Raw genomic sequence first — 23,777 nt, forward strand, 5'->3', positions numbered from 1 at the left:
CATTGGTAATGATGATAATGACGAGGAGCGGAATCGTGTTAAAGGGTCGGAAACTATTTAGCCTTAGCGCCATCGTGCTAGCCGCCAGCGGCTGTGCCGTAACCACCCAGCCGATCAGCAAGGTCGAAAGCGGGCAGCGTAGCCAGCAGGACCGAGTCGCCATGTTCAGCCAGCAGGAGCCGGTTACGGCACCGATCACGCTGTATGATGCTATGGCGCGTGCACTGAAATACAACCTCGAATCACGCCTAAAGGTGATGGAATATGCGCTGAGCCAGCAACAGGTGGAGCTGGCACGTTACGATATGCTGCCAAAGCTGGCGGCATCGGCAGGCTACGTGGGGCGTAACAATATGAGCGCCTCCAGTAGCCGCAGCGTAGAAACGGGACGTACCTCTCTGGAACCGTCAACCTCACAGGATCGCGACCGCGATGTAGCCGATCTGACCATGGTGTGGAACGTGCTCGACTTTGGCGTCAGCTACGTTACCGCCCAGCAAAAATCGGATCAGCGCTGGATAGCCGAAGAACGTAAACGTAAGGTGGTGCACACCATCCTGCAAGACGTGCGCTCCGCCTACTGGCGCGCCGTGGCTGCCGAGCGTCTGCTGGGGCAGATTGACAGCCTGATCGCCCGCGTTAACGCCGCACGCGACGCGAGCGAGCGCATGTCATCGCAGCAGATTGGCGATCCGATTGAATCACTAAGCTACCGGCGCGCGCTGATCGACGCCACGCGCCAGTTGGAAGAGCAGCGCCGTGCTCTGTCTCTAGCCAAGACGGAGTTAGCAACCCTGATGAATCTGCCGCTGGATACGGCCTACAAGCTCGCGTTACCACAGAGCGGCGATGAAGTCGTACCGCAGTTGAATGTCGATGTGAGGGTACTGGAAGAAACCGCACTGGTCAGCCGCCCGGAATTGCGCGAACAGGATTACCAGGTAAGAATTCATGCCGCTGAAACCCGCAAGGCGCTGCTGCGCATGCTACCCGGCGTAGAAATTAGCGCAGGCGGCCATTATGACAGCAACTCCTTCCTGGTTAACAACAGTTGGGCTGACGTCGGCGTGAAAGCGACCTGGAACCTGTTTAACCTGCTGTCCGGCCCAGCCGCACGTAAAGTGGCACAGGCTAACGAATCCGTATCGGAAGTACAGCGTCAGGCGATGTCGCTGGCGATTATGGCGCAGTTATACATCGCCCGAGCCAACTTCAATGAGGCACAGCGACAGTATAAAACCAGTGCAGAATTGCGCGATCTCGATACCCAAATCGTCGAACAGCTACGAAACCGCTATAAGGCCAACAGCATCGGCGAATTGCAATTGATTCAAGGTGAGCTAAACGCCCTCAACGCCAGCCTGCGTCAGGATCTGGCCTATGCAGAACTACGTAATACCTACGGCCAGATATTCTCGACGATCGGACTGGATTTGCTACCGAAATCATTGCCATCCAATAGCCTTGTGGATATCAGCCAGTCACTGCGTCAATCTGACGCCAACTGGCAGCAGGGCAAAATCAGTACCTTACAATCGTTCTGATAGGCATCGTTGCCACGCCTGAGAACGCCATTTTTACGCGATAGAAAGTGGGCAGCCACGCTGCCCACTTTCTTCGTAAATCAGGCCGTCAGCGTTGCCCCACCATCCACCACCACATCCTGCATAGTGATGTGGCTGGCTAGATCGGAAGCCAGAAAAACCACGGTATTGCCGACCTCTTCCGGCTGCCCAATCTTGCTCAGCGGGATCCCCAACTTGTACTGGTCAGGAAAACCCGCAATAGTGCGCTGTTCCGCATCAGCGCTGTGCCACATACCGCGCTGCATCGGCGTATCCGTCGATCCTGGCGACACCACATTACAGCGCACGCCGTAAGGTGCCAGTTCCAACCCGGCACAGTGAGACAGGCTAGTGAGCGCCGCTTTCGAAGCACAGTACGCCGCCATTTGCATACGGGGAACATGCGCGGCATTGGATCCGACGCAGACAATCGCGCCACGGCGCTGCCGCTTAAAATGCGGCACCAGCGCATTCAGCAGGTAAAATGCGCCGGAAGCATTGACGTTAATACACTGGTGCCAGTCATCCACACTCAGCGTATCAAGATCACCCAGGCGCAAAATGCCAGCGGCGTTGACCAGAACGTCAAGCCCCATTTCAGCCAGTTGCTGGCGACACACGACTGCCACGCTGTCCGGCTCGCTGATATCCAACGTCACGCAGGAAAATGGGCGATCTTTATACGGGGAGGTCTGATGTCGGAATTCACGGTCGAAGCCGATCACGCTCGCGCCTAGCGCGACAAACTGGTGGGCAATACTTTCACCAATGCCGCTCGCCGCACCAGTTACCCAGACGGTTTTCCCACTGAAATCAAACTGAAGAGGTTGTACCTTATTCATCATTTTCCCTACCACACCATTTCCACGCTGTTTTCATCCTGTGACAGGCTGTTGTCCAGATAGCGGCAAACCGGCAATCGGACACCTTGATACTGACGGATAGAAGGAATTGCCATCACAACATCCTTATCTGTTTTGAATACTACGTTGGGTCTTGAATGCTCAGTTGCGCCTGAATGCGCTGACGGAGTAATTTCTTATCAATCTTGCCGACCGGCGTGACGGGCAAGGTATCGATCATCTCAAAGCGATCCGGCAGTTTGAATTCAGCAATCCCCTGATTACGAAGATATTTTCTTAACGCGATGGCTTTCAGAGAGGGATCGCTGACCACCAGAAAAGCGCAGCTCTTTTCGCCCATGACCGGATCGGGCATGGATACCAGCGCAGCATGGAGAATGCCGTCATGCTTGAGCAACAGGTTTTCAATCTCTTCGGCAGCGATTTTTTCACCACCTCGGTTAATCTGATCTTTCTCCCGCCCAACCACGCGCAAATAGCCTTCTTCGGTCATCTGCACTACATCGCCCGAATGATAGAAACCCTCACTGTCGAAAGCACGGGCATTGTGCTCCGGGCTGCGGTAATAGCCACGGAAGGTGTACGGGCCACGCGTCGCCAGCAGCCCCGCTTCGCCCCTCGGCACCGGATTACCCTCTATGTCTAACACCTTCACTTCATCGTCCGGGCTCATCGGGCAGCCTTGCGTGGTAAAGGTATGTTCATCGCTGTCATCCAGTCGGGTGTAGTTCACCAGCCCTTCCGCCATCCCAAGCACCTGCTGTAGCTGGCAACCCAAGACCGCCGGGATGCGTCGGGCGACGGTTTCACTTAGCTTTGCGCCCCCCACCTGCAAGACTTTCAGGCTACGCAGCGCCGCGCCAAACTGTTCTGCCGCCTGGATCCACAACGCGGCAGCAGGCGGCACCAGCGAGGTAATATCGATCTGATGTCGTTCGATCAGCGGGAAGCAGGTCATCGCCCCCGGATCGGACGCCAGCACCACGCGCCCACCGGCATAAAACACGCCAAGCGAACCGGGCGAGCTTAACGGGAAATTATGCGGTGCTGGCAACGCGCACAGGTAACGGGTTTGTGGCGTTAGCTCACAAATTTCCACGCTACGGCGCACGCTGTAGTAGTAATCATCATGGGTACGGGGAATCAGCTTCGGCGTGCCGGTACTGCCGCCGGAAAGCTGGAAAAAGGCGACCTGTCCCGATGCGGAAGGCTGATATTCGCTGGTTGAAGCAGGTAGTTGCAGCCAGTCAGACAGGCTGTGCCCCAGCGGGCTGTCGCCAAGCATCACCACCGTTTGCAGGCCAGGAACCTGCGTTTGTAGCCGATCCAGAAATTCACCGTTGCCAAACAGTGGATGTTCGGCCGATGCGATCAGCAAACGCGGTTCGATCTGCGTGGCATACGACAGCAGTTCCAGTTTGTTATGGCTGAACAACGCGTTAACTGGCGCGACGCCCATTTTCAGCAACGCAAAAAAGGTCAGATAAAATTCGCCGACGTTCGGCAGTTGTACCAGCGCAGTGTCACCACAGCGTAGGCCGCTTTCCGTCAGGCGCGATGCCAGCGCGGAAGACTGTTGGTCCAGCTCTCGATAGCTCCACTGACGTTCGCCACAAACGACGGCAACCGCATCCGGCTGTGTCGTCAGATGGCGTTCCCAGGCATCCGTTAACGGCAAGCCAACCCAGTACCCCTTGTCGCGATAACGCTGTGCCAGTTCCTCTGGCCAGGGCGTAAATTCAATGCTCATAATCCATCCACACCGGAGTTAAGCCCAAACGCATTCAGCATCGTATTTAATTTGGCGGCGGTTTCGGCCCATTCATCTTCAGGGACGGATGCCTCAACAATGCCCGCTCCCGCAAACAGGCGGACTTTATTGTGTTTGATGGTACCGCAACGAATGGCTACCGCCCATTCGCCATCGCCGTTGGCATCACACCAGCCAACAATGCCGCTGAATACGCCACGATCGTGCGGTTCCAGTTCGGCGATCAACTGACGCGCTTCCTGCGTGGGGAAGCCACACAGTGCAGGGGTCGGATGTAGCTGACAGGCGACCTGAAGTGCTGTCATATCCGGGTTCGCCAGTTCACCGCGGATCGCCGTGGACAGGTGCCACATGGAGGCAGTGCTCATCAGCGAGGGAGCCGATGGAATGGTTAACGACGCGCACAACGGCGTCAGGCGTTGGCGAATGTCGTCCACCACCAGCTTATGCTCGTGCTTATCTTTGCCAGAATTCAGCAAACTCTGGCTGTTCAGATAGTCCAGATGTTCATCGTTCATCCGTCGAGCCGAACCCGCCAGTGGATTAGAGACAATCACATTTCCCTGCTTACGCAGCAGCAACTCTGGGCTGGCACCCAGTAATACGGCCCCATCTGGCAGCGGCAGCGAAAAGTGATATCCACCCGAATTCTGTACCATCAGGTTGTTGAGGATCGTCTGCGCCTTAACGGGCCTTATCAGCTCAATGTCCAGAATACGCGACAGCACCGCTTTGCTCAGTTCTCCACGACGGAAGCGCTCAACGGCTTGTGCAACAATGGACTTGAACTGCCGTTCGTCTGGAACGCTGTTTAGCGTTAATGCGGTGGGTGATGCTGTCCTGTGCTTCCGGGCACGGCTGACAAGTTCAGATTTCGTCGTAACGGTATAATTATCAGGGATATAGAGACAAGATGGCTGCGTGGTATCAAAGGGGATCGCCCCCACCACAATAGGCAGCGTCTGCCCTGCCTGACGCGCCCGCTGAAATGCCTGCGCGATTGCAGGGCTAAGCCTGTCATCATGCGAGTCAGGAACACAAACAGGGGACGAAATACGTTCAAATAAGCCGGAAGTAGAAAGGCTTCGGTGTTCCGATGCATATAAAAAAGCAGTCTGTTCCGAATAGGTTAGCCCGCTAAATGTTTCAGTTTCTGTAATCAGTGTATCCACAAGGTAACTCCTGAGCTCGCAAGTTAAATACCAATGATTATTAAAATCATTACCATTTATATTAAGCGCAGTTAAGTTACAATGAAGTCACACGTTTGGTCAATCCTCCCATAGACAGGTTATTGCCTCTATCTGAGTAGGGGTTATATTGATGTTAATCAATTTTATTGTTCATCTTTCATAACTGTTAATGATTAACAATAGGAATGTATTGATTATAAAACCCACATCACAAATGATAATGGAAACAATTATCATTCATTGTCAATGAAATTAAGCTGCGTTAAACTGCGCCAATATTTTACTAACTGTGTCTAAATGTGAGCCTGTCATGGATGAAAGCATGTATCGCCAGCACACTCGTTCCGTTGTGCATCTGGCGTTACTCATCAACATGCTTTCCCTCGGTAGCCTGGTGATGTTGGTAGACCTCAGCTTCATCAGTGTACTGTCCATGGATGCCAAGAACATCGGCTACATTAGCGGCGGTTCAACGTTTGCCTCAGCCATCGTCGGCTTCCTCACTGCGCCTTATCTGGACAGATTTAACCGTAAACATGCCCTGCTCGTCTTACTGATGTCGTGCTTTGGCCTGACAGTTACCTGCATGTTTGCCACTAACCAAACCCACCTTTTACTGCTGCTTATTCTGGCGGCGATGCTGCTGACCATACGCTTGATTCCACAGTTATCTGAACGCAGCCGAAAAATAGCAGCGCGCCAGTGGCGTCGAGTAGCGCAACCAACGCACATGCAACTTGAAGTATGACGGGTATACAAGGCAATAAACCGATCGACTCACGCAACGAGTGGGTCGGCAATACAGCAACACCGTGTGTTACTTACGGGGATATTTTTTTCTACTCTTTGACAGGGATCTTTGACATGCAGCTAAAACCAGAAAGTCGTGTTTCACATCATCATTTCCCACACAGCAAGGTGTATCACGCCCTGCTGGTGACCGGGTTACTGGCACTGCCTGCACTCGCACAGGCAGAAAACGCGGCAGATGAAAAAATCGTTGTGACCGCAACACAGACGAAGCACACCACGCTGAGCGCCCCCGCCAGCGTCTCTGTTATCACCCGCACCGAGCTGGAAAAGATGTCGGTGAATAACGTTTCCGACGCGGTGAAAAAGCTGCCGGGCATTAACATCAATCCGTCATCTACCTATGGCCGTAACGAAATTAAGATCCGCGGTATGCGGGCTGATTACACGCTGCTGCTGGTGAATGGTCGTCGTATCAACTCCCAAGAATCACTCGCGACCGATATGGGGAATGATTTCGATCTTAGCTCCATTCCGATGTCGGCGATTGAACGTATCGAAGTGATTCGCGGTCCGATGTCTTCGCTGTACGGTGCCGACGCACTAGGCGGTGTGGTAAACGTAATACTGCGCCAGCCGGGTGAGAACGTTGCCGGTGAGATCGGCTATAACTTTCAGGCACCAACCGAAGGGTCCGGCGGCGATAATAATCGTCTGAATGGCTACGTCAGCGGGCCATTAATAGAAAATACGTTGCTAGGTAGTTTGATTGTAGACGGCGGCAAACGTGACGCATGGCGTACCGAACAATCTAAGAATCGCAACTCAGATGCACTGGAAAAACGTGATAACTATAGCGTGCTGGGTAACCTGACGTGGTTGATCGATTCACAGCAGAGTTTGGATTTTGATGCAACGTATACCAAAGATGACCGCTTCGTCGACTGGAATAACTTTGGCACCACCGCCCATAATACACAAAAAATCGATCGCCTCAGTCTCGGACTCACACATAACGGTAGCTGGGATAATTTCGATACGCGGCTGCGCTACTACTACGAAAACATCGACTTAATGGACAACTCTCAGCTCAATGAAAGCGTAGCCGACATTACCCAGAATAATCAGACGGTTGATGGGCAGATTTCTGGCTATCTGGGAGACCATCTTCTGACCGGCGGCGGCGAATACCGCATAACGTCATTGGAACACAGCATGAACATGAAAGGCGGTAAAGTCGACGTCAATCAGAGCGCCCTTTTCCTGCAGGACGAGTTCAAGATTGCTGATTTAGCCCTCACCTTTGGTGGCCGCGTCGACCACCATGAAGTCTATGGAACAGAATTCAGTCCACGCGCCTACGCCACTTATAGTTTAACCGACAACTGGGTGATCAAAGGCGGTGTCAATAAGGCATTTAAAGCCCCAACGCTGGCTCAGTTCACCAAAGGCTATTCCAAAGCGGACTGCCGCATATTCTGCCGACGCATAGGCAATCCAGACCTCAAAGCAGAAACCTCTATCAGTTATGAAATCGGTACTGCCTATGAAGCTGAGCGCTTCGGCGCAGGCGTTATGCTATTTAATAACGATATCAAGGATATGATCCAAGCTGAAGCTTGGAATGGTGTCAGGTCTACTCCTCCAGTCAATCTTACTTATTACAACGTGAATAAAGCACGTATCCAGGGGATTGAAACCTCATTCTGGATCGATCTGACAGAGGATCTAAACTGGACCACCAACTGGACTATCGTCGATGCCGAAGACCGCACCACCAGAAAGCGTCTGAAACAAACGCCGAAAAATACGCTTAACACGCAGTTGAATTGGCAAGCGCTGGATAACCTTTCGACCTACGTATCCTATCAGTACACGGGAAACCAATATTTGCGTGATAAAGAAGTCTTTAGAACCAGAGGCTTCAACACGGTGGATATTGGTGCGACCTATACGCCGATTAAAAATGTGGATCTGAAACTGGGTGTCACGAACCTGACCAACGAAAAACGGGATTACGTCGCAACCAACAACGACTACTTCCTGTCTGGACGGACGGTGTACGGCGGCGTTAGCTATAAGTTCTGATACCAACACGTTCTAATGAATGGCTTTTAGCCCGCTCGCGCGGGCTTTTTTAGCAACAGAGAAAAGTGGTGACATCGTACTCTCTCAACAGGTACGCGCCTTTAAAGCGGCGTCCAGAGTAAAACGCTGGCGTCAGATCGGTCAGCAACTCCAGCTCAAACTCGCGTTTGGTAATATCCAGCGCCACCAGTCTGGCATCCAGAAAATCGAAGTAGTGCCGAACCTGCGGGTAAAGTGCCTTGAACAGGCTCTCTTTCGCCGAGAAACTTACCGTCAGCAGGCAGCAGAACGACTCCTCTCTCCCCAGAAACCACTGGAACTCTTCGTCACCAATGATACCGGGCCACAGCGACTGCGCACGTTCGTCGGATATAAATCCTTCGATATCAACCCCCACGCACGACAGCTCACCATTACGCACATGCGCAGCGCAAAGAACGCTGTCTTTATTATGACTCAGCGAACCGGCGATGTTTTCCGGCCACTGCGGCGAGCGATCCTCCCCGCTATGCAGAATAAAATCGGGGTGATCCAGCTTGTTCAATACGTGTCTGGCAAGGTAGCGTCCAGCAAGAAATTCAGCACGTCGTTTAGGTACGGCGCGCTCTAGCGCATCGGAAAAAGGAATGTTCGCTTCAGCAAAAAGCGCATCATCATAGGCAGAAGAATGGAAATGGCAGCGAGCAGTAATACCTGGGTAGGCGGCACCGTCCGTTGCCCGTGGAAAAGTAATCCATTCAACATCATCAATAAAAGCAGAAAGCATGTCACTCCACTCAGGCAAGCAATCGCGCCCGCATTCAGTAAACATCGCGTAGATCACGCTTAAACCCTGAAAAACGCAGGGTTTAAAACGAAAAATGGACGACTTTCGCCGCCCATCATCTCGCTACTGCAAGAATGCTTGGTTACATTTACAGAGCCAAAAAGAACCCTGCGATGCAGGCGCTCATCAGGTTAGAAAGCGTACCTGCCGCAACCGCTTTCAAACCAAAGCGGGCAATATCCTGACGCCGAGTCGGTGCCATACTGCCCAAACCTCCAATAAGAATAGCAATAGACGAAAGGTTAGCAAAGCCGCACAGTGCGAACGAAATCACCGCTTTGGTATGATCCGACAGAACCTGCAAGCCAGCGGCCTGCACGACGTCATCGGCTTTCAGATATTCGCTGAAATTCATGTAAGCGACGAACTCGTTGACGATCAGTTTTTGCCCAATGAACGAACCAGCAACGGTTGCTTCACTCCAGGGAATACCGAGCAGAAACGCCACGGGCGCAAAACACCAGCCCAAAATCAGTTCCATTGACAGTTGCGGGTAGTCAAACCAGCCACCAATCCCGCCAAGAATGCCGTTCAGCACAGCGATCAAGGCGATAAATGCCAGCAGCATCGCGCCCACATTCAGCGCCAACTGCATACCGGAAGCTGCACCACTTGCCGCGGCATCAATAACGTTAGCCGGGCGATCGTCTTCATCAACAAAGCCAACCATTTCATCATGATCGTGCGTTTTTTCCGTTTCAGGCACCATCAGTTTGGCAAACAGTAACCCGCCCGGTGCCGCCATGAAGGATGCAGCAATCAGGTATTCCAACGGCACGCCCATCTGAGCATAGCCTGCCATCACAGCACCAGCAATTGATGCCAACCCACCACACATGACAGCAAACAGCTCTGATTGCGTCATATTGGCAATATACGGACGCACCACCAGCGGGGCTTCCGTTTGGCCGACAAAGATATTGGCCGTCGCAGAGAGCGATTCAGTACGAGAGGTTCCCAGCAGTTTCTGCAATCCGCCACCAAGTACCTTGATGACCAATTGCATAACACCCATATAGTACAACACGGCGATCAGGGAAGAGAAAAAGACGATAATCGGCAAGACGCGGAGTGCAAAAACAAACCCACCACCACCAAATACCTCGAACATTTTGTCGGAAACCAGACCACCAAACATGAACGACACGCCTTGATTTCCGTAAGCGATAACGTTTGCTACACCCCCCGTCAATCCCTCCAGAATCTTACGCCCGATGGGTACATACAGCACCAATGCACCGATACCGATCTGAAGAATGAAAGCACCAACTACGGTGCGTAATCTGATAGCTTTACGGTTATTGGACAACATAACCGCGCACAGTATCAGAACAATCATGCCGATGAGACTCATAACGAGTTGCATGTGCAGTTCCCTATAACGCGTGAAAAAAGTGAGTGCATAATAAAAAGTCATTTCGCCAGAACGGTCAGCACGTGCTGGCGAACGAATCCTATACTCTAAATAATTCAAATTTCAGGCAGGCGGCAAGCCAAGGAATCCCGATGAACGTGATTCGGGTGACTTGGCGTAGCCAACGTACATGCAACGTGAAGTATGACGAGTATAAAGAGTGGCTCGTGAAGCGCGCTAATTTATGTCACAAATACACACAACATCGAACAGCCAAAAACACAAAAAGGAGATCTTGATCACAATTTCATGGTTGATATATGAAATCGAAATGACTGTTCTGCATGTTCTCGCACAGAAATAACAGAAAAGCGGAAGCCGCTCCGCCTTCCGCTTGGGGGAATGATCGTAGCGCAACGGTAGCCGCGCTATGCCAGGGTGAGCCGTTCAAATAGCCTGAGCGAATTCTGCCAGAGCGCCTCGGCAATCTCCTCGGGCGGTTCAGTGCGCAGCTCACACAGCGTTTGAAACGCACAAGGAATACGCTCAGGTCGGTTTGGCTGCCCCTGATAACCACTCATCGGCATATCGGGTGCATCCGTTTCCAGCAGCAGCCGTTCTAACGGTAGTTGCGCGATTGCCTGACGGGTTTTATTCGCTCGGTCATAGGTAATCGTTCCCCCTACACCGATGTAATAACCCAGCCGGATAAAAGCCTGCGCCTGTGCCAAACTGCCAGCAAAACCGTGAACCACACCAGTGCGTGGCACGTCAAGACGCCGGAGTAATTGTGCCAGTCTGTCATGGCTGCGGCGCGAATGCAGGATCACTGGAAGATCGTATTTTTTCGCCAGCCGAAGCTGCGCCTCCAGGAAAGTAAGCTGCCGCTTGAGCTGCGGTTCCGGCATATAGAGATCCAGCCCAATCTCCCCTATCGCCACCAGCTTTGCAGGCAATTGGCTGAGTTCATCTTCCAGACGGAGCAGGTCGTTCTTCTGATGCTCGGCGATATAAAGTGGATGAAGGCCAAGCGCGGCGTAAAGCGGAGAGTAGGTATGAGCAAGCGTCAACACGCGCTCAAAGTGCTGGGAAGCAACGGCTGGGATAATGATGCGTTCCACCCCAGCGTCTCGTGCCAGACGCAAACTTTCTGGTGCATCATCGTAGAATAGGGGGAAATCGAAATGACAGTGGGTATCGATAAAACGGTGTCGTTCAGAAGGCACGTCGCTTCTCTCCGTCAAGATGAGGCGACCCAATCGACGCGCAAGTCATATCCAGCCAAAGCATTATGGCAGAATCGAACCTGTCGTTGCAGTGAGGCCTCAGTGTAACGTGGTTTTCTCTGAGGATACCTCTTCGTGCGCTTTTCCGTAACCCTCTTGCAAAACGCCGGACAAGTAATCGTTACTTCCTTCCAGCCAGGCACAGTCGCTGTCAAACCAATCGGCCCACAGCGCCAGAAAGCTCCCTTTCCACTGTTTCCATTTGCCAACAACGATATCGCTATTCATCATAAACCTCCTGATAAACTGTCGAAATGCAGCAAATACACGGACAGTGTGCCGGTAAAATGTGACAGCCGCGTGGCGCGGCTGTGTGCTCTGTATGACAATTATTTAGATCAAATAATGCGCTACGCTACGGCCGTTTTCGACCAGTAAACAAGCTAACCAGAAACAGAATAATACCGACAACAAAGACGATTTTCGCCGCACCCGCTGCCGTACCGGCTAACCCGCCAAAACCCAGTGCTGCCGCGATCAGTGCGATAACTAAGAATATAATGCCCCAACGAAACATACGCTCTCCTTACCAGACAAAATGAAAAATCATGGTGGTCATCCTGACGCGCATCGTGCGTCCTGACTGCGTATCCACGGGTGGTGTTTTATTATGAAGATGAAGTAGGGCTATACGCCATGACGGATAGCCCGGTACGAAATGGCGACAGTTATTTGACTGTCAGATCGTTTTTGACGCTTTTCACGCCCTCAACGGCTTTTGCAATACTTTCAGCACGATCGGACTGCGCTTTGTTGTCCACTTCACCGCTCAGTAGCACAACGCCTTCCTGAGTTTCGACTTTCACTTTACGAGACGGAACAATGTCATCCGCCAACAGTTTAGCCTTAATCGTGCTCGTCACCACGGCATCATCAGCGTAAGCACCAACCGATTGTGATGGATTATCCTTAACCTGCAGTTTGTCGCTAACGGATTGGACGCCATCAATCTGAGTGGTAATTTCCACTGCTCGGGTGCTGAGAGCCTGGCTGCCGACAAAGCCGCTCAACGTGACGACACCGTTTGACGTTTCAACTGAAATATCGCTGCTAGTAATCGATTTGTCTTCCAGCAATGCACTCTTCACTTTTGCCGTAATAGCGCTGTCGTTCATGTAACCAGACGCTTTATTCGCGGAACTATCGATTTTTGCACCCGTTGTATCCGCGATACGATCTACCTTCTGCCCTAACGTTTCTTCAGCCATAGCACCGCCAGCCAGAATCGAACCTAGGGCAACGACGATCAGCGATTGTGTCAATGTGGTTTTTTTCATCGATGTCTTCCTTCTTAATGCTTTTCTATAAACCCGAAATAACCTATCAGGGTCACGTTAACGCCTACACCGTCATCAGCAAATCAAGGCGATGATGACGTTACCAATGCTCTAATAACTCCCTACTTCCGCATAAAAAATCAGAGCATTGAATTACAAAGGCGAAAAAAATAAAAATAATGAACCAAATTAAATTATGTTAACAGTTTAACGAGCCAAATAAGTTAACACGCTGTTAACTATAGCCCACAGAATGAGAAATCACAGGGTAACGAAGGCGCATGCACAGCAATTCAGATTTGTCTGCTGCACCGAGATGAGAGATAGTGCGAAGGGAAATTAAAATATAAAACATTGATTTTTAATCTATTTTAAAATAAAAACACCCGGCATTTTTGGCCTAAAACCAAATATAACCGGGTGATGATTATTTTAACAACATGGTCACTAATTAAACGCCACCGTCACTGTTTCTTCATGAAGCCGTGGTTGCATTGTTCAAAACCAATGTCGTTATAAGCAATTAATGTTCACGCGTTTGGTGGAACGTGACTTCAGGATAACGTTCCCGCGTCAGGTTCAGGTTCACCATCGTCGGGGCGATATAGGCCAGGTTATCGCCACCATCCAGCGCCAGATGCAGTTCGTTCTTACGCTTAAATTCTTCGAATTTCTTCACGTCGCTGCACTCAACCCAACGCGCGGTTGAAACGTTAACGGACTCGTAAATCGCTTCAACGTTGTATTCCGTTTTCAGACGGGCAACCACCACATCAAACTGCAGCACCCCGACAGCACCGACAATAAGGTCGTTGTTGGTCAACGGACGGAATACCTGTACGGCACCTTCCTCGGACAACTGCACCAACCCTTTCAGCAGTTGTTTCTGCTTGAGCGGATCGCGCAGGCGGATACGACGGAACAGTTCCGGCGCAAAGTTGGGAATACCGGTGAATTTCATCTCTTCACCCTGGGTAAACGTATCACCAATCTGGATCGTGCCATGGTTGTGTAACCCGATGATATCGCCCGGGTAGGCTTCTTCAATGTGGGAACGGTCGCCTGCCATGAAGGTCAGCGCGTCGGAAATCACCACGTCTTTGCCCGTGCGAACCTGACGCAGCTTCATGCTTTTTTCATATGTCCCAGACACGACGCGCATAAACGCCACGCGGTCACGGTGTTTCGGATCCATATTGGCCTGGATCTTGAACACAAAGCCGGTGAATTTCTCTTCCGCCGCCGTGACTTCACGAGTATCCGTTTTACGCAACATCGGCGTAGGTGCCCAGGCGATCAACCCGTCAAGCATGTGATCAACGCCAAAGTTACCCAATGCCGTACCAAAGAAGACTGGCGTCAATTCACCGGCCAGAAACGCATCCAACTCAAACTCGTGCGAGGCCCCTTGCACCAACTCCAGCTCTTCACGCAGTTGTGCAGCCAATTCTTCACCAACAGCGGTATCCAGATCCGGATTATTCAACCCTTTAACGATACGCACTTCCTGAATCGTATGGCCTTTACCGGTCTGATACAGGTAGGTTTCGTCTTTATAAAGGTGGTATACGCCTTTGAACAATTTGCCACAGCCAATCGGCCAGGTGATCGGCGCACAGGCAATTTTAAGCTCGCTTTCGACTTCATCCAGCACTTCCATCGGATCGCGGATGTCACGGTCAAGTTTGTTCATGAACGTCAAAATCGGCGTGTCGCGCAGGCGAGTGACTTCCATCAGTTTACGAGTACGATCTTCGACCCCTTTTGCCGCGTCGATCACCATCAGGCAGCAGTCCACCGCCGTCAGTGTACGGTAGGTATCTTCGGAGAAATCTTCGTGCCCTGGGGTATCCAGCAGGTTAATCAGACATTCGTGATAGGGAAACTGCATCACAGACGTAGTGATGGAGATACCACGCTGCTTTTCCATCTCCATCCAGTCGGATTTCGCATGCTGATTGGAACCACGCCCTTTTACCGTACCGGCAGTCTGAATCGCCTGTCCGAACAGCAGGACCTTTTCGGTAATCGTCGTTTTACCGGCATCGGGGTGAGAAATGATAGCGAACGTTCTTCGCTTATTGATTTCATTAAGAAAATCTTGGGTTGCCATGTATAAATTCTTTTAGTTTGTACACGGATTTGTACACACTTCTGGAAGTACTCTCTTTTCAGTTCTTCGCTTGTCAAATCCGTCGTGTTAATCGTAATTGGCCGCTATTTTCTCTGATCTTGGCGTTATAAACAATCAATGGTCGCCTAATCGATTACATTTACTCTCAGCGTGCGCCAACGCTCAGTTGTCGCTGTTTGCAATCGTTGCTTCTTCAGCTCATAGCCAACGGCTTAGAGCTTTAAATGATATAGAAGAACGCACACGGAACCCTAGCCTATTAGCGCAGTGGTATATCTCGCAAGTGTTTCTCAATAGATACCATGATAGATTTGGTCAGCGGTAAGTGTGCTTTTTCTTTCGCCCATACTTCATGGAAGCTTGCCACAGTTTGCCTGGCCGTATCCAACACCAACTTTTCTGGCAACATGGCTTTGGCCGCTAAGTGCGATAATTCATCCAGAGTAAAATCACTGAATTTTTTGCTGCGGCTAACTTTTAACGAGGCGCTATCATCGGGAATGTAGGGAATGGTCGAGACAAAGTCATAAGCTGGTGCAATTGATGCTGTGCGCTTGTCTTTGTAAATAACAGACCAGTTCTTCAAATGCATATCAGCGTTACCAATTAGGGTATTGAACACCAACCTGCGAATAAATTCAGCAATGTCTTCCTCTTGACCCTCTATACCGATAACCTGCGCGATATTACGCATACTGGCTTTTTTGTATTTATCTTGAGGATATACGCCAAAGACTTGCGCAAAGTCTTCAATATGTATTGCTTGCCCTTCAGCACGGTCAAAACGCTTGATTGCAAAGGCACTATTGCCAAACTTTCCGATTCCTTCTGGGATGTTAGCAATCTGGTTAATGGGTAGCAGTTGAATCTCTGGCACATCCATTCCTAACATTCGCGCCAATACCATCATCGAATATTCATTTTCTGGCACGGCTTCAAAGCGAGATGACGGCAATTTCACAATCCACGAGCCACCTTTACCTGTAGCTGGGATCGTCAACCCGCCATTGGCATGTTGCACGGCTGAAAATTTCAACTGCACACCTGCCAATGAAAAGCGCATCGGTGCTTCGTATTTGGTTTCATCTTCTATTTCTTGCTGCACATTAGGCGGTAGCGCTTCACCATCGGCAGGTTCAACAGTAATCGCTCCCGCTAAATCTTGTCCTAATACCCACAATAGAAAAAATTCCCGCGCGGGGTTCACACCCGCACGCTCTGCCAAGTAGTTACGCATCGTTTCTTCTGGCAGGAGATTGGAGAAAAACGGTGTTAACTTGGTTTGGGTAGGTTTGAAGTTAGTGACCAAGCCACCGAGCGAATCCTTAAAGCCAAGTCCTAACACAGGCCGGAATTCATCATTCGCGTAAGTATCCGTAAAAGCAAATAGCGTCTTGTCATTGCCAACGTTGGTGATCGTTGCGATAGGCGCTCCGTAGAGCAAAACGTTTAAAGTGGATACATTATTAGTCATCATTGTCTCCATCTAAATGGTATGCAAGTGACATCCCTTCCCCCTCATCCTGAGTTCCTTTGCTACTTCGAATGATCGACTTTATCGCTGGCACAGACTTTTTAGGCGCGACAAATAGCTCCAGGTCAAGCACACGCGCGAGTGCAATCAAGCTGGAAACCCTTAGATCAACGCCTCCAGACTCGATTTTCGAGATATGGCTTTGAGGTACACCCGAACGGGCGCTTAGCTCTCTCTGGCTAAACCCCTTACGTGCGCGTGCTTCTCGAAGACTTTCTAGTATTTGCTCTGTTACATAGCTCATATTTGATATTCTTTAATATATCAATCATCATAAAATATATATAAAAATATATCACTACAATCAAAAGAGCACAAGATTGATTAGCTTCTATATATCATTCTGTATGATTGATATATAGAAGCTAATCAAAGGTGATGTTAAGCGTTGTATCGGTGATAGCACAAACCAGCGTGACCACATCTTTAGGGGATATACGAGATGACCATTAGAGGCTCTTCTCTTCTCCGTCTTTTTTCACTACCGGGCTGCCATCCGGTTGCATGTCACTCTCCTCCTCTTCTTCTTTCACTGGCGTGCTCGCAGTAAGAAGGTAAGGAGACTGTTGCCAGCGAGTACGACGATTCTGCAACAGCGTTCGGGTCAGAATGATGCCGATAGCCAGCGACAGTAAGATCATCAGACGAAGAATATTGGTGGTGTTATCCACCTGTCTGGCTTCGGTTGCCAACACATGCGTATCCAGCGTGATGCGCAGGAAGCCGATAGGCCCTTCTTTTCCCTCAATGGGCTGCACCAGTTGATGGTTAAAGTAACTGCCGACCCGATTGCCGTCCAGCGCCAACCGGTCTCGCAGTTGTACCTGTTCACCCACATGCGCCACCAGCGAACCATCCTGCTGATACACACCAGCATCCAGAATACGGCTATGATCGGTGAGCTGTTTGAGGATGGTCGTAATCTTTTGACCATTATCATCCACGCTGCTCATCAGCGGCGAAAGGCTGTAAGCCACCTGTCTGGACAGCGTGCGCGACAGATCTTCGACCTGTTCAGAGCGTGCCATCTGGTGGCTTAAACTGAAATAGGACGCACCTTGCATTAATACCACCAGCAGGGCGAGGCAAATCAGCACAATTGCCGTGCGGTGGAGACGAAATTTCACCCGGGCGCGAACCATGATAATCCTTACACGATTTGGATACTTTCATGTTGCCAGAAGCGCCAGCGATAGGATAGCTTGTTGCCCAGTTTTTGAAGGGATATGTTTGGTCGACGCCACATCCTTTTTTATCGCACGACTTTATTGCACTATTGCCAGCAGAGGATTTTCCCCATGTCGAATAGTCTGACCTATTGTGATCTCCCAGATGAGATCAACTGTTGGCCGGGACTGCCATTATCACTGAGCGGTGACGAAGTGATGCCGCTTGACTACCGCGCTGGCGACACAGGCTGGCTGATTTATAGCGACGTCCTCGATAAAAACCTGATTTCCCGCTACCAGCGTAAGTTGGGGAGCGCCATGGTCATCGTGAGCGCCTGGAACGTCGGCGACTATCAGGTCGTCCGTTTGGCAGGCACATTGACACCACGCGCAACCAAGCTGGCTCACGAGTTGGGTATCGATGTCGCGGCCATGCGCAACGCACCGACGCTGCGGTCGCCGGGTTTACTGGTAATGGACATGGATTCCACCGCGATTCAGATCGAATGCATTGATGAAATCGCCAAGCTGGCAGGCACTGGTGAGCTGGTTGCTGAAGTCACCGAACGCGCGATGCGCGGCGAACTAGATTTCGCCGCCAGCCTACGTCAGCGCGTAGGGACATTAAAAGGTGCCGACGCCACTATTTTACAAACGGTACGCAAAACCCTGCCACTGATGCCGGGTCTAACTCATATGGTTAGCCAGCTTCAGGAAGCGGGTTGGCACGTTGCGATTGCATCGGGCGGGTTTACCTACTTTGCTGATTACTTGCGTGACGAGCTGGGTCTGGTCGCCGCCGTTGCCAACGAATTAGGCATGCAAGACGGCAAACTGACGGGTGAAGTCATCGGTACGATTGTCGATGCAAAATATAAAGCCACTACGCTGCAACAGTTGGCGGAAAAGCTAGAAATCCCAATGCATCAGACCGTTGCTATCGGTGACGGCGCGAACGATCTTCCGATGATCAAAACCGCCAGCTTAGGTATTGCCTATCACGCCAAACCCAAGGTTAATGAGCAGTCTACGGTAACGATCCGTCATGCCGATCTCACTGGCGTGCTCTGCATCCTCAGCGGCAGCATGAGACACGAAAAGCGTTAATTAGTAGGAGGTGAACCGTGGCAAAAGCCGTCAAACGGGCGTTTGTATGTAATGAATGTGGGGCTGATTACCCACGCTGGCAAGGGCAGTGCAGCGCCTGCCACGCCTGGAATACCATTACTGAAGTCCGCCTGGCGTCGGCGTCCGTATCACGCTCCGACCGTCTCACCGGCTATGCGGGTGAGAGTGCAGGTGTCAGCCGGGTGCAAAAACTCTCGGAAATCAGCCTTGAAGCGTTACCCCGCTTTTCCACTGGCTTTCAGGAATTTGACCGCGTTCTGGGCGGCGGCGTCGTTCCTGGCAGCGCGATCCTGATCGGCGGCAACCCCGGCGCAGGTAAAAGTACCCTGCTGCTGCAAACGCTCTGTAAGCTGTCAGAGAACATGAAAACTCTGTACGTTACCGGGGAAGAATCCTTGCAGCAGGTCGCGATGCGGGCACACAGGCTCAATCTGCCGACCCAGAATCTCAACATGCTGTCAGAAACCAGCATCGAACAAATTTGCCTGATTGCCGAGCAGGAACAGCCGAAGCTGATGGTGATCGACTCCATTCAGGTCATGCATCTCGCCGATATTCAATCGTCCCCCGGCAGCGTAGCGCAGGTGCGCGAAACCGCCGCCTACCTGACGCGCTTCGCCAAAACGCGCGGCGTTGCTATCGTGATGGTCGGCCACGTCACCAAAGACGGTTCACTCGCTGGTCCGAAGGTATTGGAACACTGCATCGACTGTTCCGTGCTGCTGGACGGTGATGCCGATTCCCGTTTCCGCACGCTGCGCAGCCATAAAAACCGTTTCGGTGCCGTCAATGAATTGGGCGTGTTCGCCATGACGGAACAAGGGCTGCGTGAGATCAGCAATCCATCGGCCATTTTCCTCAGCCGCGGGGATGAAGTGACGTCCGGTAGCTCGGTCATGGTGGTGTGGGAAGGTACACGCCCGCTGTTGGTTGAGATTCAGGCACTGGTAGATCAATCAATGATGGCTAACCCACGTCGCGTTGCCGTCGGATTAGAGCAAAACCGCCTGGCGATCCTGCTGGCAGTACTGCATCGCCACGGCGGCTTGCAGATGTCAGATCAGGATGTGTTCGTGAACGTCGTCGGCGGCGTCAAAGTGACCGAAACCAGTGCCGATCTGGCGCTGCTGCTATCGCTGGTTTCCAGCTTCCGCGACCGCCCGCTGCCGCAGGATCTGGTCATCTTCGGTGAAGTCGGTCTGGCTGGCGAAATTCGTCCGGTTCCCAGCGGACAAGAGCGCATTACCGAGGCCGCCAAACACGGTTTTAAACGCGCCATCGTTCCTCATGCCAATATGCCGAAGAAAGCCCCAGCCAGCATGCAGGTGTTCGGCGTGAAAAAGCTGGCCGACGCGCTGGCGATCCTCGACGATCTCTAAACGAACCACAGAAAGCTATCCGTTGCTCTTCGCCCTGTGTCCCTTTAGCTCAAACAGGCGTGTGAAAGAGTAGCGGAGGTTACCTTATCTTGTGGTATTTTGTTTAGTAAGCTAAACAAGAGTGTTGCACTATGTCATCATTTGATTACCTGAAATCCGCTATCCGCCAGAAGGGTTGCACCCTACAGCAGGTTGCCGACGCAACCGATATGACTAAAGGCTATCTCAGTCAATTACTTAATGCCAAAATCAAAAGCCCTAGCGCACAAAAACTGGAAGCACTGCATCGTTTTCTCGAGCTGGAATTCCCCCGCTATGAAAAGAATATTGGTATTGTCTTCGGCAAGTTCTATCCACTACACACCGGCCATATTTATCTGATTCAGCGCGCCTGTAGTCAGGTCGATGAACTGCATGTGATTTTAGGCTACGACGAACCGCGCGACCGGCTGATGTTTGAGAACAGTTCGATGTCACAGCAGCCCACCGTCAGCGACCGCCTGCGCTGGCTGCTGCAAACCTTTAAATATCAGAAAAATATTCATATTCACGCCTTTAATGAGCAAGGAATGGAACCCTACCCACACGGCTGGGATGTGTGGAGTAAGGGTATTCAAGCGTTCATGCAGGAAAAAAGCATCACGCCCAATTTCGTCTACACCAGCGAAGAACAGGATGCCGCGCAATATCGCGAGCACCTGGGGATTGAAGCCGTCTTGATCGACCCGCAGCGATCCTTCATGAACATCAGCGGTTCGCAGATCCGTCACGATCCTTTCCGTTACTGGGACTATATCCCGACAGAAGTGAAGCCGTTCTTTGTGCGTACCGTTGCCATTCTTGGCGGAGAATCCAGCGGTAAATCCACGCTGGTGAACAAGCTGGCTAATATCTTCAACACCACCAGCGCCTGGGAATATGGCCGCGATTACGTGTTCTCCCATCTGGGTGGCGACGAGATGGCATTGCAATATTCCGACTATGACAAGATCGCGCTGGGTCAGGCACAGTACATTGATTTTGCGGTCAAATATGCCAATAAAGTGGCCTTTATCGACACCGACTTTGTCACCACGCAGGCATTCTGCAAGAAATATGAGGGCCGTGAGCATCCATTCGTTCAGGCGCTGGTCGACGAATACCGCTTCGATCTGGTGATTCTGCTGGAAAACAATACGCCTTGGGTAGCCGACGGGCTGCGCAGCTTAGGCAGTACCACCGCCCGTTCGGAATTCCAGAACCTGCTGAAAACGATGTTGGCTAAAAATAATATCCCGTACGTTTACATCAAAGAGTCGGACTACGATTCACGCTTCCTGCACTGTGTGGAATTGGTACAGCAAATGTTGGGGCACGATCGGTCGCCTGAACAAATAAAAAGCTAGTGCGTGTTCCACTGCCAATGGTGGGAAGGGGTGATAATTTCCGGTAGCGGGATGTCCCAGCTTTCCACTGGCAGTGCGTCAACCATCTGACAATCGTGGGCCAGCCCCATCGGGTAAGGCCCGATGTCCGTATGGCTACGATACTGCAACGTGCGGTCGTAAAAACCACCGCCCATGCCCAACCGCTGCCCCCGATCGTCAAACGCCACCAGCGGTGTCAGCAGAATATCCAACTGCGGTAATGGCAATACCTGCCGCACGTCCAGACGCGGTTCCATAATCTTCAGCCGATTGCGCACCAGCTCAGTGTCCGGCGCATAGCGCAGGAACAGCAGATGCCCGGCACGAAACGGATGCAGAACCGGCAAGTAAACGTGCTTCCCCTGCTGCCATAGCTGGTGAATCAGCGGTGAAGTATCCAGCTCGCCGTCAAACGACAGAAAGACCGCCACGCTATCTGCTTGTAGGACTTTCGGGTGCGCCACGACGCATTCACACACCTGTTGCGCAAAGTGCGCCTGCTGTTCCGGCGTCAATAAGCGTCGCCGCTGGCGTACAGCCTGACGGATCTGCTGGCGTAATGCTGCTGTAGAAGAGAATGAGGTATCGGGAAGGATTGTCGGTTCAGAAGATGACATGGGCTGCATACGCCACGGGTCAAGAATAATAAAAGAAAGGGAATCTCCGAGATGCCGCCGCAGGCTGTAACCCTTGAACCCTTGGTTCAAGGTGAACATAACGTCGCAGTCTTAAGGCTTCTCGGACGAACCGAGCGTGCTCACCAACCGCAGAGCATTACATTCTGTTTGGTATGAAATATCGGCTCAGGGGACTGGCCCGCTGACGAACATCTCAGAGAAATTTTATTCGTTACTCGCGATAAACCTTAGCACGTCTTATCGCGTAAAAACACCGTACTTTTGTCAAAATACGACGTTATTCAAATTGCGTACCCTGACGCTCCGTGATCTTACCCTGTTCCAGCAACGCCTGCTCAATAGTCTGCTGCAACATACGAATACGCTGTTCCATATTCGACGCATAATCACGCGTTTTGCCCCGTTCCTGCGCCAATTCATGGCACACATTCAGCGCGGCAATGAACACCAGTTGCTCGGTGTTGGTGACTCTAGTGCGAACTTTCAGATCTTGCAACCGCTGGTTAAGATCTTCCGCAGCCTGATTCAACGCTTCCTGTTGTTCTGGCGGACAATTCACTCTTAACGAACGGCCAAAAATTTGAATATCTACTGGTTGTGCAGACATACCACCTTCCTGCCTTTTTTCGTTCTTGCGCCAGCGTGTCGCATAGCATGAGCATTACCCGTTACATCGGGTTCGTTAAAGCGGGCGCAACTATATATAGCCGGGATCTAAGATACAAGCCCTTTCTGGAATCCAAAGGGAGCTTGGTGGTAGCATAGCACGAACCAATCCAGCCAACGATGACGAATCCGCATGTCTATAGAGAATACGTTTCCCGCCTATGAGGGCCTTAACCAACTGCTTCACCAACAGCAAGTCGCGCTGACTGCAGCAGAAATGCACGGCTTGATCAGCGGAATGCTGTGTGGTGGAAACCATGACGACAGTTGGAGAACGCTGGTTTTTGAACTGACTAATGAAGGTATGGCGTTTACTCAAACGCTGTCGCAACCGCTTCAGGATCTGTATCAGGCCACGCGTGAAGCGCTGGAAGATGATGGTTTCCTGTTTCAGCTTTTCCTGCCAGATGACTCGCAGGACGAGGTGAGCGTCTTCGATCGCGCCGATGCGCTGGCAGGTTGGGTCAACCACTTCCTGCTTGGCCTGGGCGTCATTCAGCCAAAGTTGAACAAGGTTAAGGGCGAGTTGAAAGAAGCCATCGACGATTTGCGCAACATCGCACAGCTTGGCTACGACGAAGATGAAGATCAGGAAGAATTGGAACAATCACTGGAAGAAGTGATTGAGTATGTTCGCGTTTCTGCCATTTTGTGCCATACCGAATTTACCAGCCAGCACGTTGTGGCTGCGCCCGAGCAGCAAAAACCAACGTTGCACTAATACCGAATTACGCAGGGCGGAAGGGAAAA

22 protein-coding genes and 1 other RNA gene are annotated in these 23,777 nt (G+C 51.4%); 7 read left to right on the forward strand and 16 right to left on the reverse strand.

Translation table 11 applies throughout. The annotated features are described in order from the left end of the window. The first annotated feature begins 35 nt into the window (after positions 1-35). Positions 36-1,544: a TolC family protein gene (locus A8F97_RS15575; RefSeq protein ID WP_012822327.1), complete on the forward strand. Its 1,509-nt coding sequence runs from the start codon at positions 36-38 to the stop codon at positions 1,542-1,544. Positions 1,545-1,624: 80 nt separating this feature from the next. Here A8F97_RS15575 and dhbA read toward each other — a convergent pair whose 3' ends face one another. The 3 genes from dhbA to A8F97_RS15590 all read right to left on the reverse strand — a co-directional run bounded on the left by dhbA (position 1,625) and on the right by A8F97_RS15590 (position 5,371). Next, positions 1,625-2,410 (reverse strand): 2,3-dihydro-2,3-dihydroxybenzoate dehydrogenase, encoded by a 786-nt coding sequence (dhbA, locus tag A8F97_RS15580; protein WP_033070858.1) that lies wholly within the window; start codon positions 2,408-2,410, stop codon positions 1,625-1,627. A 139-nt stretch (positions 2,411-2,549) separates the two neighbouring features. Then, positions 2,550-4,178 carry a (2,3-dihydroxybenzoyl)adenylate synthase gene (locus A8F97_RS15585; RefSeq protein WP_033070857.1) on the reverse strand — a complete coding sequence of 543 codons (1,629 nt, stop codon included), beginning with the start codon at positions 4,176-4,178 and terminating at the stop codon, positions 2,550-2,552. After that, positions 4,175-5,371, reverse strand: coding sequence for an isochorismate synthase (locus A8F97_RS15590; RefSeq protein ID WP_012822323.1), 1,197 nt, complete (start codon positions 5,369-5,371; stop codon positions 4,175-4,177). Before A8F97_RS15590 ends, A8F97_RS15585 begins: the two co-directional genes overlap by 4 nt. A 331-nt stretch (positions 5,372-5,702) precedes the next feature. Between A8F97_RS15590 and A8F97_RS15595 the strand changes: the two genes are divergently transcribed. Next, a complete protein-coding gene (locus tag A8F97_RS15595) occupies positions 5,703-6,140 on the forward strand; it encodes an MFS transporter (protein WP_012822322.1) in 438 nt (145 codons plus the stop codon). A gap of 116 nt (positions 6,141-6,256) precedes the next feature. Further along, positions 6,257-8,230, forward strand: a complete 1,974-nt coding sequence (locus tag A8F97_RS15600; protein WP_033070856.1) for a TonB-dependent receptor domain-containing protein — start codon at positions 6,257-6,259, stop codon at positions 8,228-8,230. A gap of 49 nt (positions 8,231-8,279) precedes the next feature. On the opposite strand, the gene A8F97_RS15605 is transcribed toward A8F97_RS15600, so the two are convergent. From A8F97_RS15605 to A8F97_RS15650, 10 genes are all read right to left on the reverse strand, one after another. After that, entirely contained in the window at positions 8,280-8,996 is a 717-nt protein-coding gene (locus A8F97_RS15605) for a 4'-phosphopantetheinyl transferase family protein (RefSeq protein WP_012822320.1), read from the reverse strand. 148 nt (positions 8,997-9,144) lie between these two features. Continuing rightward, a complete protein-coding gene (locus tag A8F97_RS15610; RefSeq protein ID WP_014698674.1) occupies positions 9,145-10,422 on the reverse strand; it encodes a NupC/NupG family nucleoside CNT transporter in 1,278 nt (425 codons plus the stop codon). Between the two features lie 416 nt (positions 10,423-10,838). Further along, positions 10,839-11,636, reverse strand: coding sequence for a TatD family hydrolase (locus A8F97_RS15615; protein WP_033070855.1), 798 nt, complete (start codon positions 11,634-11,636; stop codon positions 10,839-10,841). Between the two features lie 99 nt (positions 11,637-11,735). Beyond that, positions 11,736-11,924: a CsbD family protein gene (locus A8F97_RS15620; RefSeq protein ID WP_012822317.1), complete on the reverse strand. Its 189-nt coding sequence runs from the start codon at positions 11,922-11,924 to the stop codon at positions 11,736-11,738. 127 nt (positions 11,925-12,051) lie between these two features. Continuing rightward, entirely contained in the window at positions 12,052-12,213 is a 162-nt protein-coding gene (locus A8F97_RS15625; RefSeq protein ID WP_003019081.1) for a DUF1328 domain-containing protein, read from the reverse strand. A gap of 151 nt (positions 12,214-12,364) precedes the next feature. Continuing rightward, a complete protein-coding gene (osmY, locus tag A8F97_RS15630; RefSeq protein WP_012822316.1) occupies positions 12,365-12,973 on the reverse strand; it encodes a molecular chaperone OsmY in 609 nt (202 codons plus the stop codon). 523 nt (positions 12,974-13,496) lie between these two features. Then, positions 13,497-15,086, reverse strand: coding sequence for a peptide chain release factor 3 (prfC, locus tag A8F97_RS15635; RefSeq protein ID WP_033070854.1), 1,590 nt, complete (start codon positions 15,084-15,086; stop codon positions 13,497-13,499). 280 nt (positions 15,087-15,366) lie between these two features. Beyond that, complete coding sequence (locus A8F97_RS15640) at positions 15,367-16,584, reverse strand: type II toxin-antitoxin system HipA family toxin (protein ID WP_425311598.1); 1,218 nt, start codon at positions 16,582-16,584, stop codon at positions 15,367-15,369. Next, positions 16,574-16,885 (reverse strand): helix-turn-helix domain-containing protein, encoded by a 312-nt coding sequence (locus A8F97_RS15645; RefSeq protein WP_012822313.1) that lies wholly within the window; start codon positions 16,883-16,885, stop codon positions 16,574-16,576. The genes A8F97_RS15640 and A8F97_RS15645 overlap by 11 nt, the downstream gene beginning before the upstream one ends. A gap of 205 nt (positions 16,886-17,090) precedes the next feature. Further along, the gene (locus A8F97_RS15650) at positions 17,091-17,783 is read right to left on the reverse strand and encodes a YtjB family periplasmic protein (RefSeq protein WP_014698672.1); all 693 of its coding nucleotides are present in this window, start codon (positions 17,781-17,783) and stop codon (positions 17,091-17,093) included. 156 nt (positions 17,784-17,939) lie between these two features. Here A8F97_RS15650 and serB point away from each other — a divergent pair, with 156 nt between their 5' ends. The 3 genes from serB to nadR all read left to right on the forward strand — a co-directional run bounded on the left by serB (position 17,940) and on the right by nadR (position 21,702). Continuing rightward, positions 17,940-18,917, forward strand: a complete 978-nt coding sequence (serB, locus tag A8F97_RS15655) for a phosphoserine phosphatase (protein ID WP_033070853.1) — start codon at positions 17,940-17,942, stop codon at positions 18,915-18,917. A gap of 17 nt (positions 18,918-18,934) precedes the next feature. Then, positions 18,935-20,317, forward strand: coding sequence for a DNA repair protein RadA (radA, locus tag A8F97_RS15660; RefSeq protein WP_005971086.1), 1,383 nt, complete (start codon positions 18,935-18,937; stop codon positions 20,315-20,317). 131 nt (positions 20,318-20,448) lie between these two features. After that, complete coding sequence (gene nadR / locus A8F97_RS15665) at positions 20,449-21,702, forward strand: multifunctional transcriptional regulator/nicotinamide-nucleotide adenylyltransferase/ribosylnicotinamide kinase NadR (protein WP_033070852.1); 1,254 nt, start codon at positions 20,449-20,451, stop codon at positions 21,700-21,702. On the opposite strand, the gene A8F97_RS15670 is transcribed toward nadR, so the two are convergent. The 3 genes from A8F97_RS15670 to zapA form a co-directional block, all read right to left on the reverse strand. Beyond that, the gene (locus A8F97_RS15670) at positions 21,699-22,340 is read right to left on the reverse strand and encodes a 5-formyltetrahydrofolate cyclo-ligase (protein ID WP_033071930.1); all 642 of its coding nucleotides are present in this window, start codon (positions 22,338-22,340) and stop codon (positions 21,699-21,701) included. The two genes, nadR and A8F97_RS15670, sit on opposite strands and share 4 nt — an antisense overlap. Before the next feature lie 39 nt (positions 22,341-22,379). Continuing rightward, positions 22,380-22,564: non-coding RNA, 6S RNA (gene ssrS, locus A8F97_RS15675), on the reverse strand. Positions 22,565-22,638: 74 nt separating this feature from the next. After that, a complete protein-coding gene (zapA, locus tag A8F97_RS15680; RefSeq protein ID WP_005971092.1) occupies positions 22,639-22,968 on the reverse strand; it encodes a cell division protein ZapA in 330 nt (109 codons plus the stop codon). A 192-nt stretch (positions 22,969-23,160) separates the two neighbouring features. On the opposite strand from zapA, the gene A8F97_RS15685 reads away from it, so the two are divergent. Continuing rightward, on the forward strand, positions 23,161-23,748 hold the full coding sequence (locus A8F97_RS15685; protein ID WP_012822308.1) for a YecA/YgfB family protein: 588 nt from the start codon (positions 23,161-23,163) through the stop codon (positions 23,746-23,748). Positions 23,749-23,777: the final 29 nt, after the last annotated feature.

It is taken from the genome of Pectobacterium parmentieri (assembly GCF_001742145.1).
Taxonomy (GTDB): Bacteria; Pseudomonadota; Gammaproteobacteria; order Enterobacterales; family Enterobacteriaceae; genus Pectobacterium; species Pectobacterium parmentieri.

Bases quoted from the DNA above. Each gene is read 5' to 3' on its own strand.
- A8F97_RS15595 (WP_012822322.1), top strand. From the start codon at position 5,703: ATGGATGAAAGCATGTATCGCCAGCACACTCGTTCCGTTGTGCATCTG.
- A8F97_RS15585 (WP_033070857.1), bottom strand. From the start codon at position 4,178: ATGAGCATTGAATTTACGCCCTGGCCAGAGGAACTGGCACAGCGTTAT.
- A8F97_RS15610 (WP_014698674.1), bottom strand. From the start codon at position 10,422: ATGCAACTCGTTATGAGTCTCATCGGCATGATTGTTCTGATACTGTGC.
- serB (WP_033070853.1), top strand. From the start codon at position 17,940: ATGTCGAATAGTCTGACCTATTGTGATCTCCCAGATGAGATCAACTGT.
- A8F97_RS15645 (WP_012822313.1), bottom strand. From the start codon at position 16,885: ATGAGCTATGTAACAGAGCAAATACTAGAAAGTCTTCGAGAAGCACGC.
- A8F97_RS15685 (WP_012822308.1), top strand. From the start codon at position 23,161: ATGTCTATAGAGAATACGTTTCCCGCCTATGAGGGCCTTAACCAACTG.
- prfC (WP_033070854.1), bottom strand. From the start codon at position 15,086: ATGGCAACCCAAGATTTTCTTAATGAAATCAATAAGCGAAGAACGTTC.
- zapA (WP_005971092.1), bottom strand. From the start codon at position 22,968: ATGTCTGCACAACCAGTAGATATTCAAATTTTTGGCCGTTCGTTAAGA.
- osmY (WP_012822316.1), bottom strand. From the start codon at position 12,973: ATGAAAAAAACCACATTGACACAATCGCTGATCGTCGTTGCCCTAGGT.
- A8F97_RS15620 (WP_012822317.1), bottom strand. From the start codon at position 11,924: ATGAATAGCGATATCGTTGTTGGCAAATGGAAACAGTGGAAAGGGAGC.
- A8F97_RS15600 (WP_033070856.1), top strand. From the start codon at position 6,257: ATGCAGCTAAAACCAGAAAGTCGTGTTTCACATCATCATTTCCCACAC.
- A8F97_RS15625 (WP_003019081.1), bottom strand. From the start codon at position 12,213: ATGTTTCGTTGGGGCATTATATTCTTAGTTATCGCACTGATCGCGGCA.
- A8F97_RS15650 (WP_014698672.1), bottom strand. From the start codon at position 17,783: ATGGTTCGCGCCCGGGTGAAATTTCGTCTCCACCGCACGGCAATTGTG.
- A8F97_RS15670 (WP_033071930.1), bottom strand. From the start codon at position 22,340: ATGTCATCTTCTGAACCGACAATCCTTCCCGATACCTCATTCTCTTCT.
- nadR (WP_033070852.1), top strand. From the start codon at position 20,449: ATGTCATCATTTGATTACCTGAAATCCGCTATCCGCCAGAAGGGTTGC.
- A8F97_RS15605 (WP_012822320.1), bottom strand. From the start codon at position 8,996: ATGCTTTCTGCTTTTATTGATGATGTTGAATGGATTACTTTTCCACGG.
- A8F97_RS15640 (WP_425311598.1), bottom strand. From the start codon at position 16,584: ATGATGACTAATAATGTATCCACTTTAAACGTTTTGCTCTACGGAGCG.
- dhbA (WP_033070858.1), bottom strand. From the start codon at position 2,410: ATGATGAATAAGGTACAACCTCTTCAGTTTGATTTCAGTGGGAAAACC.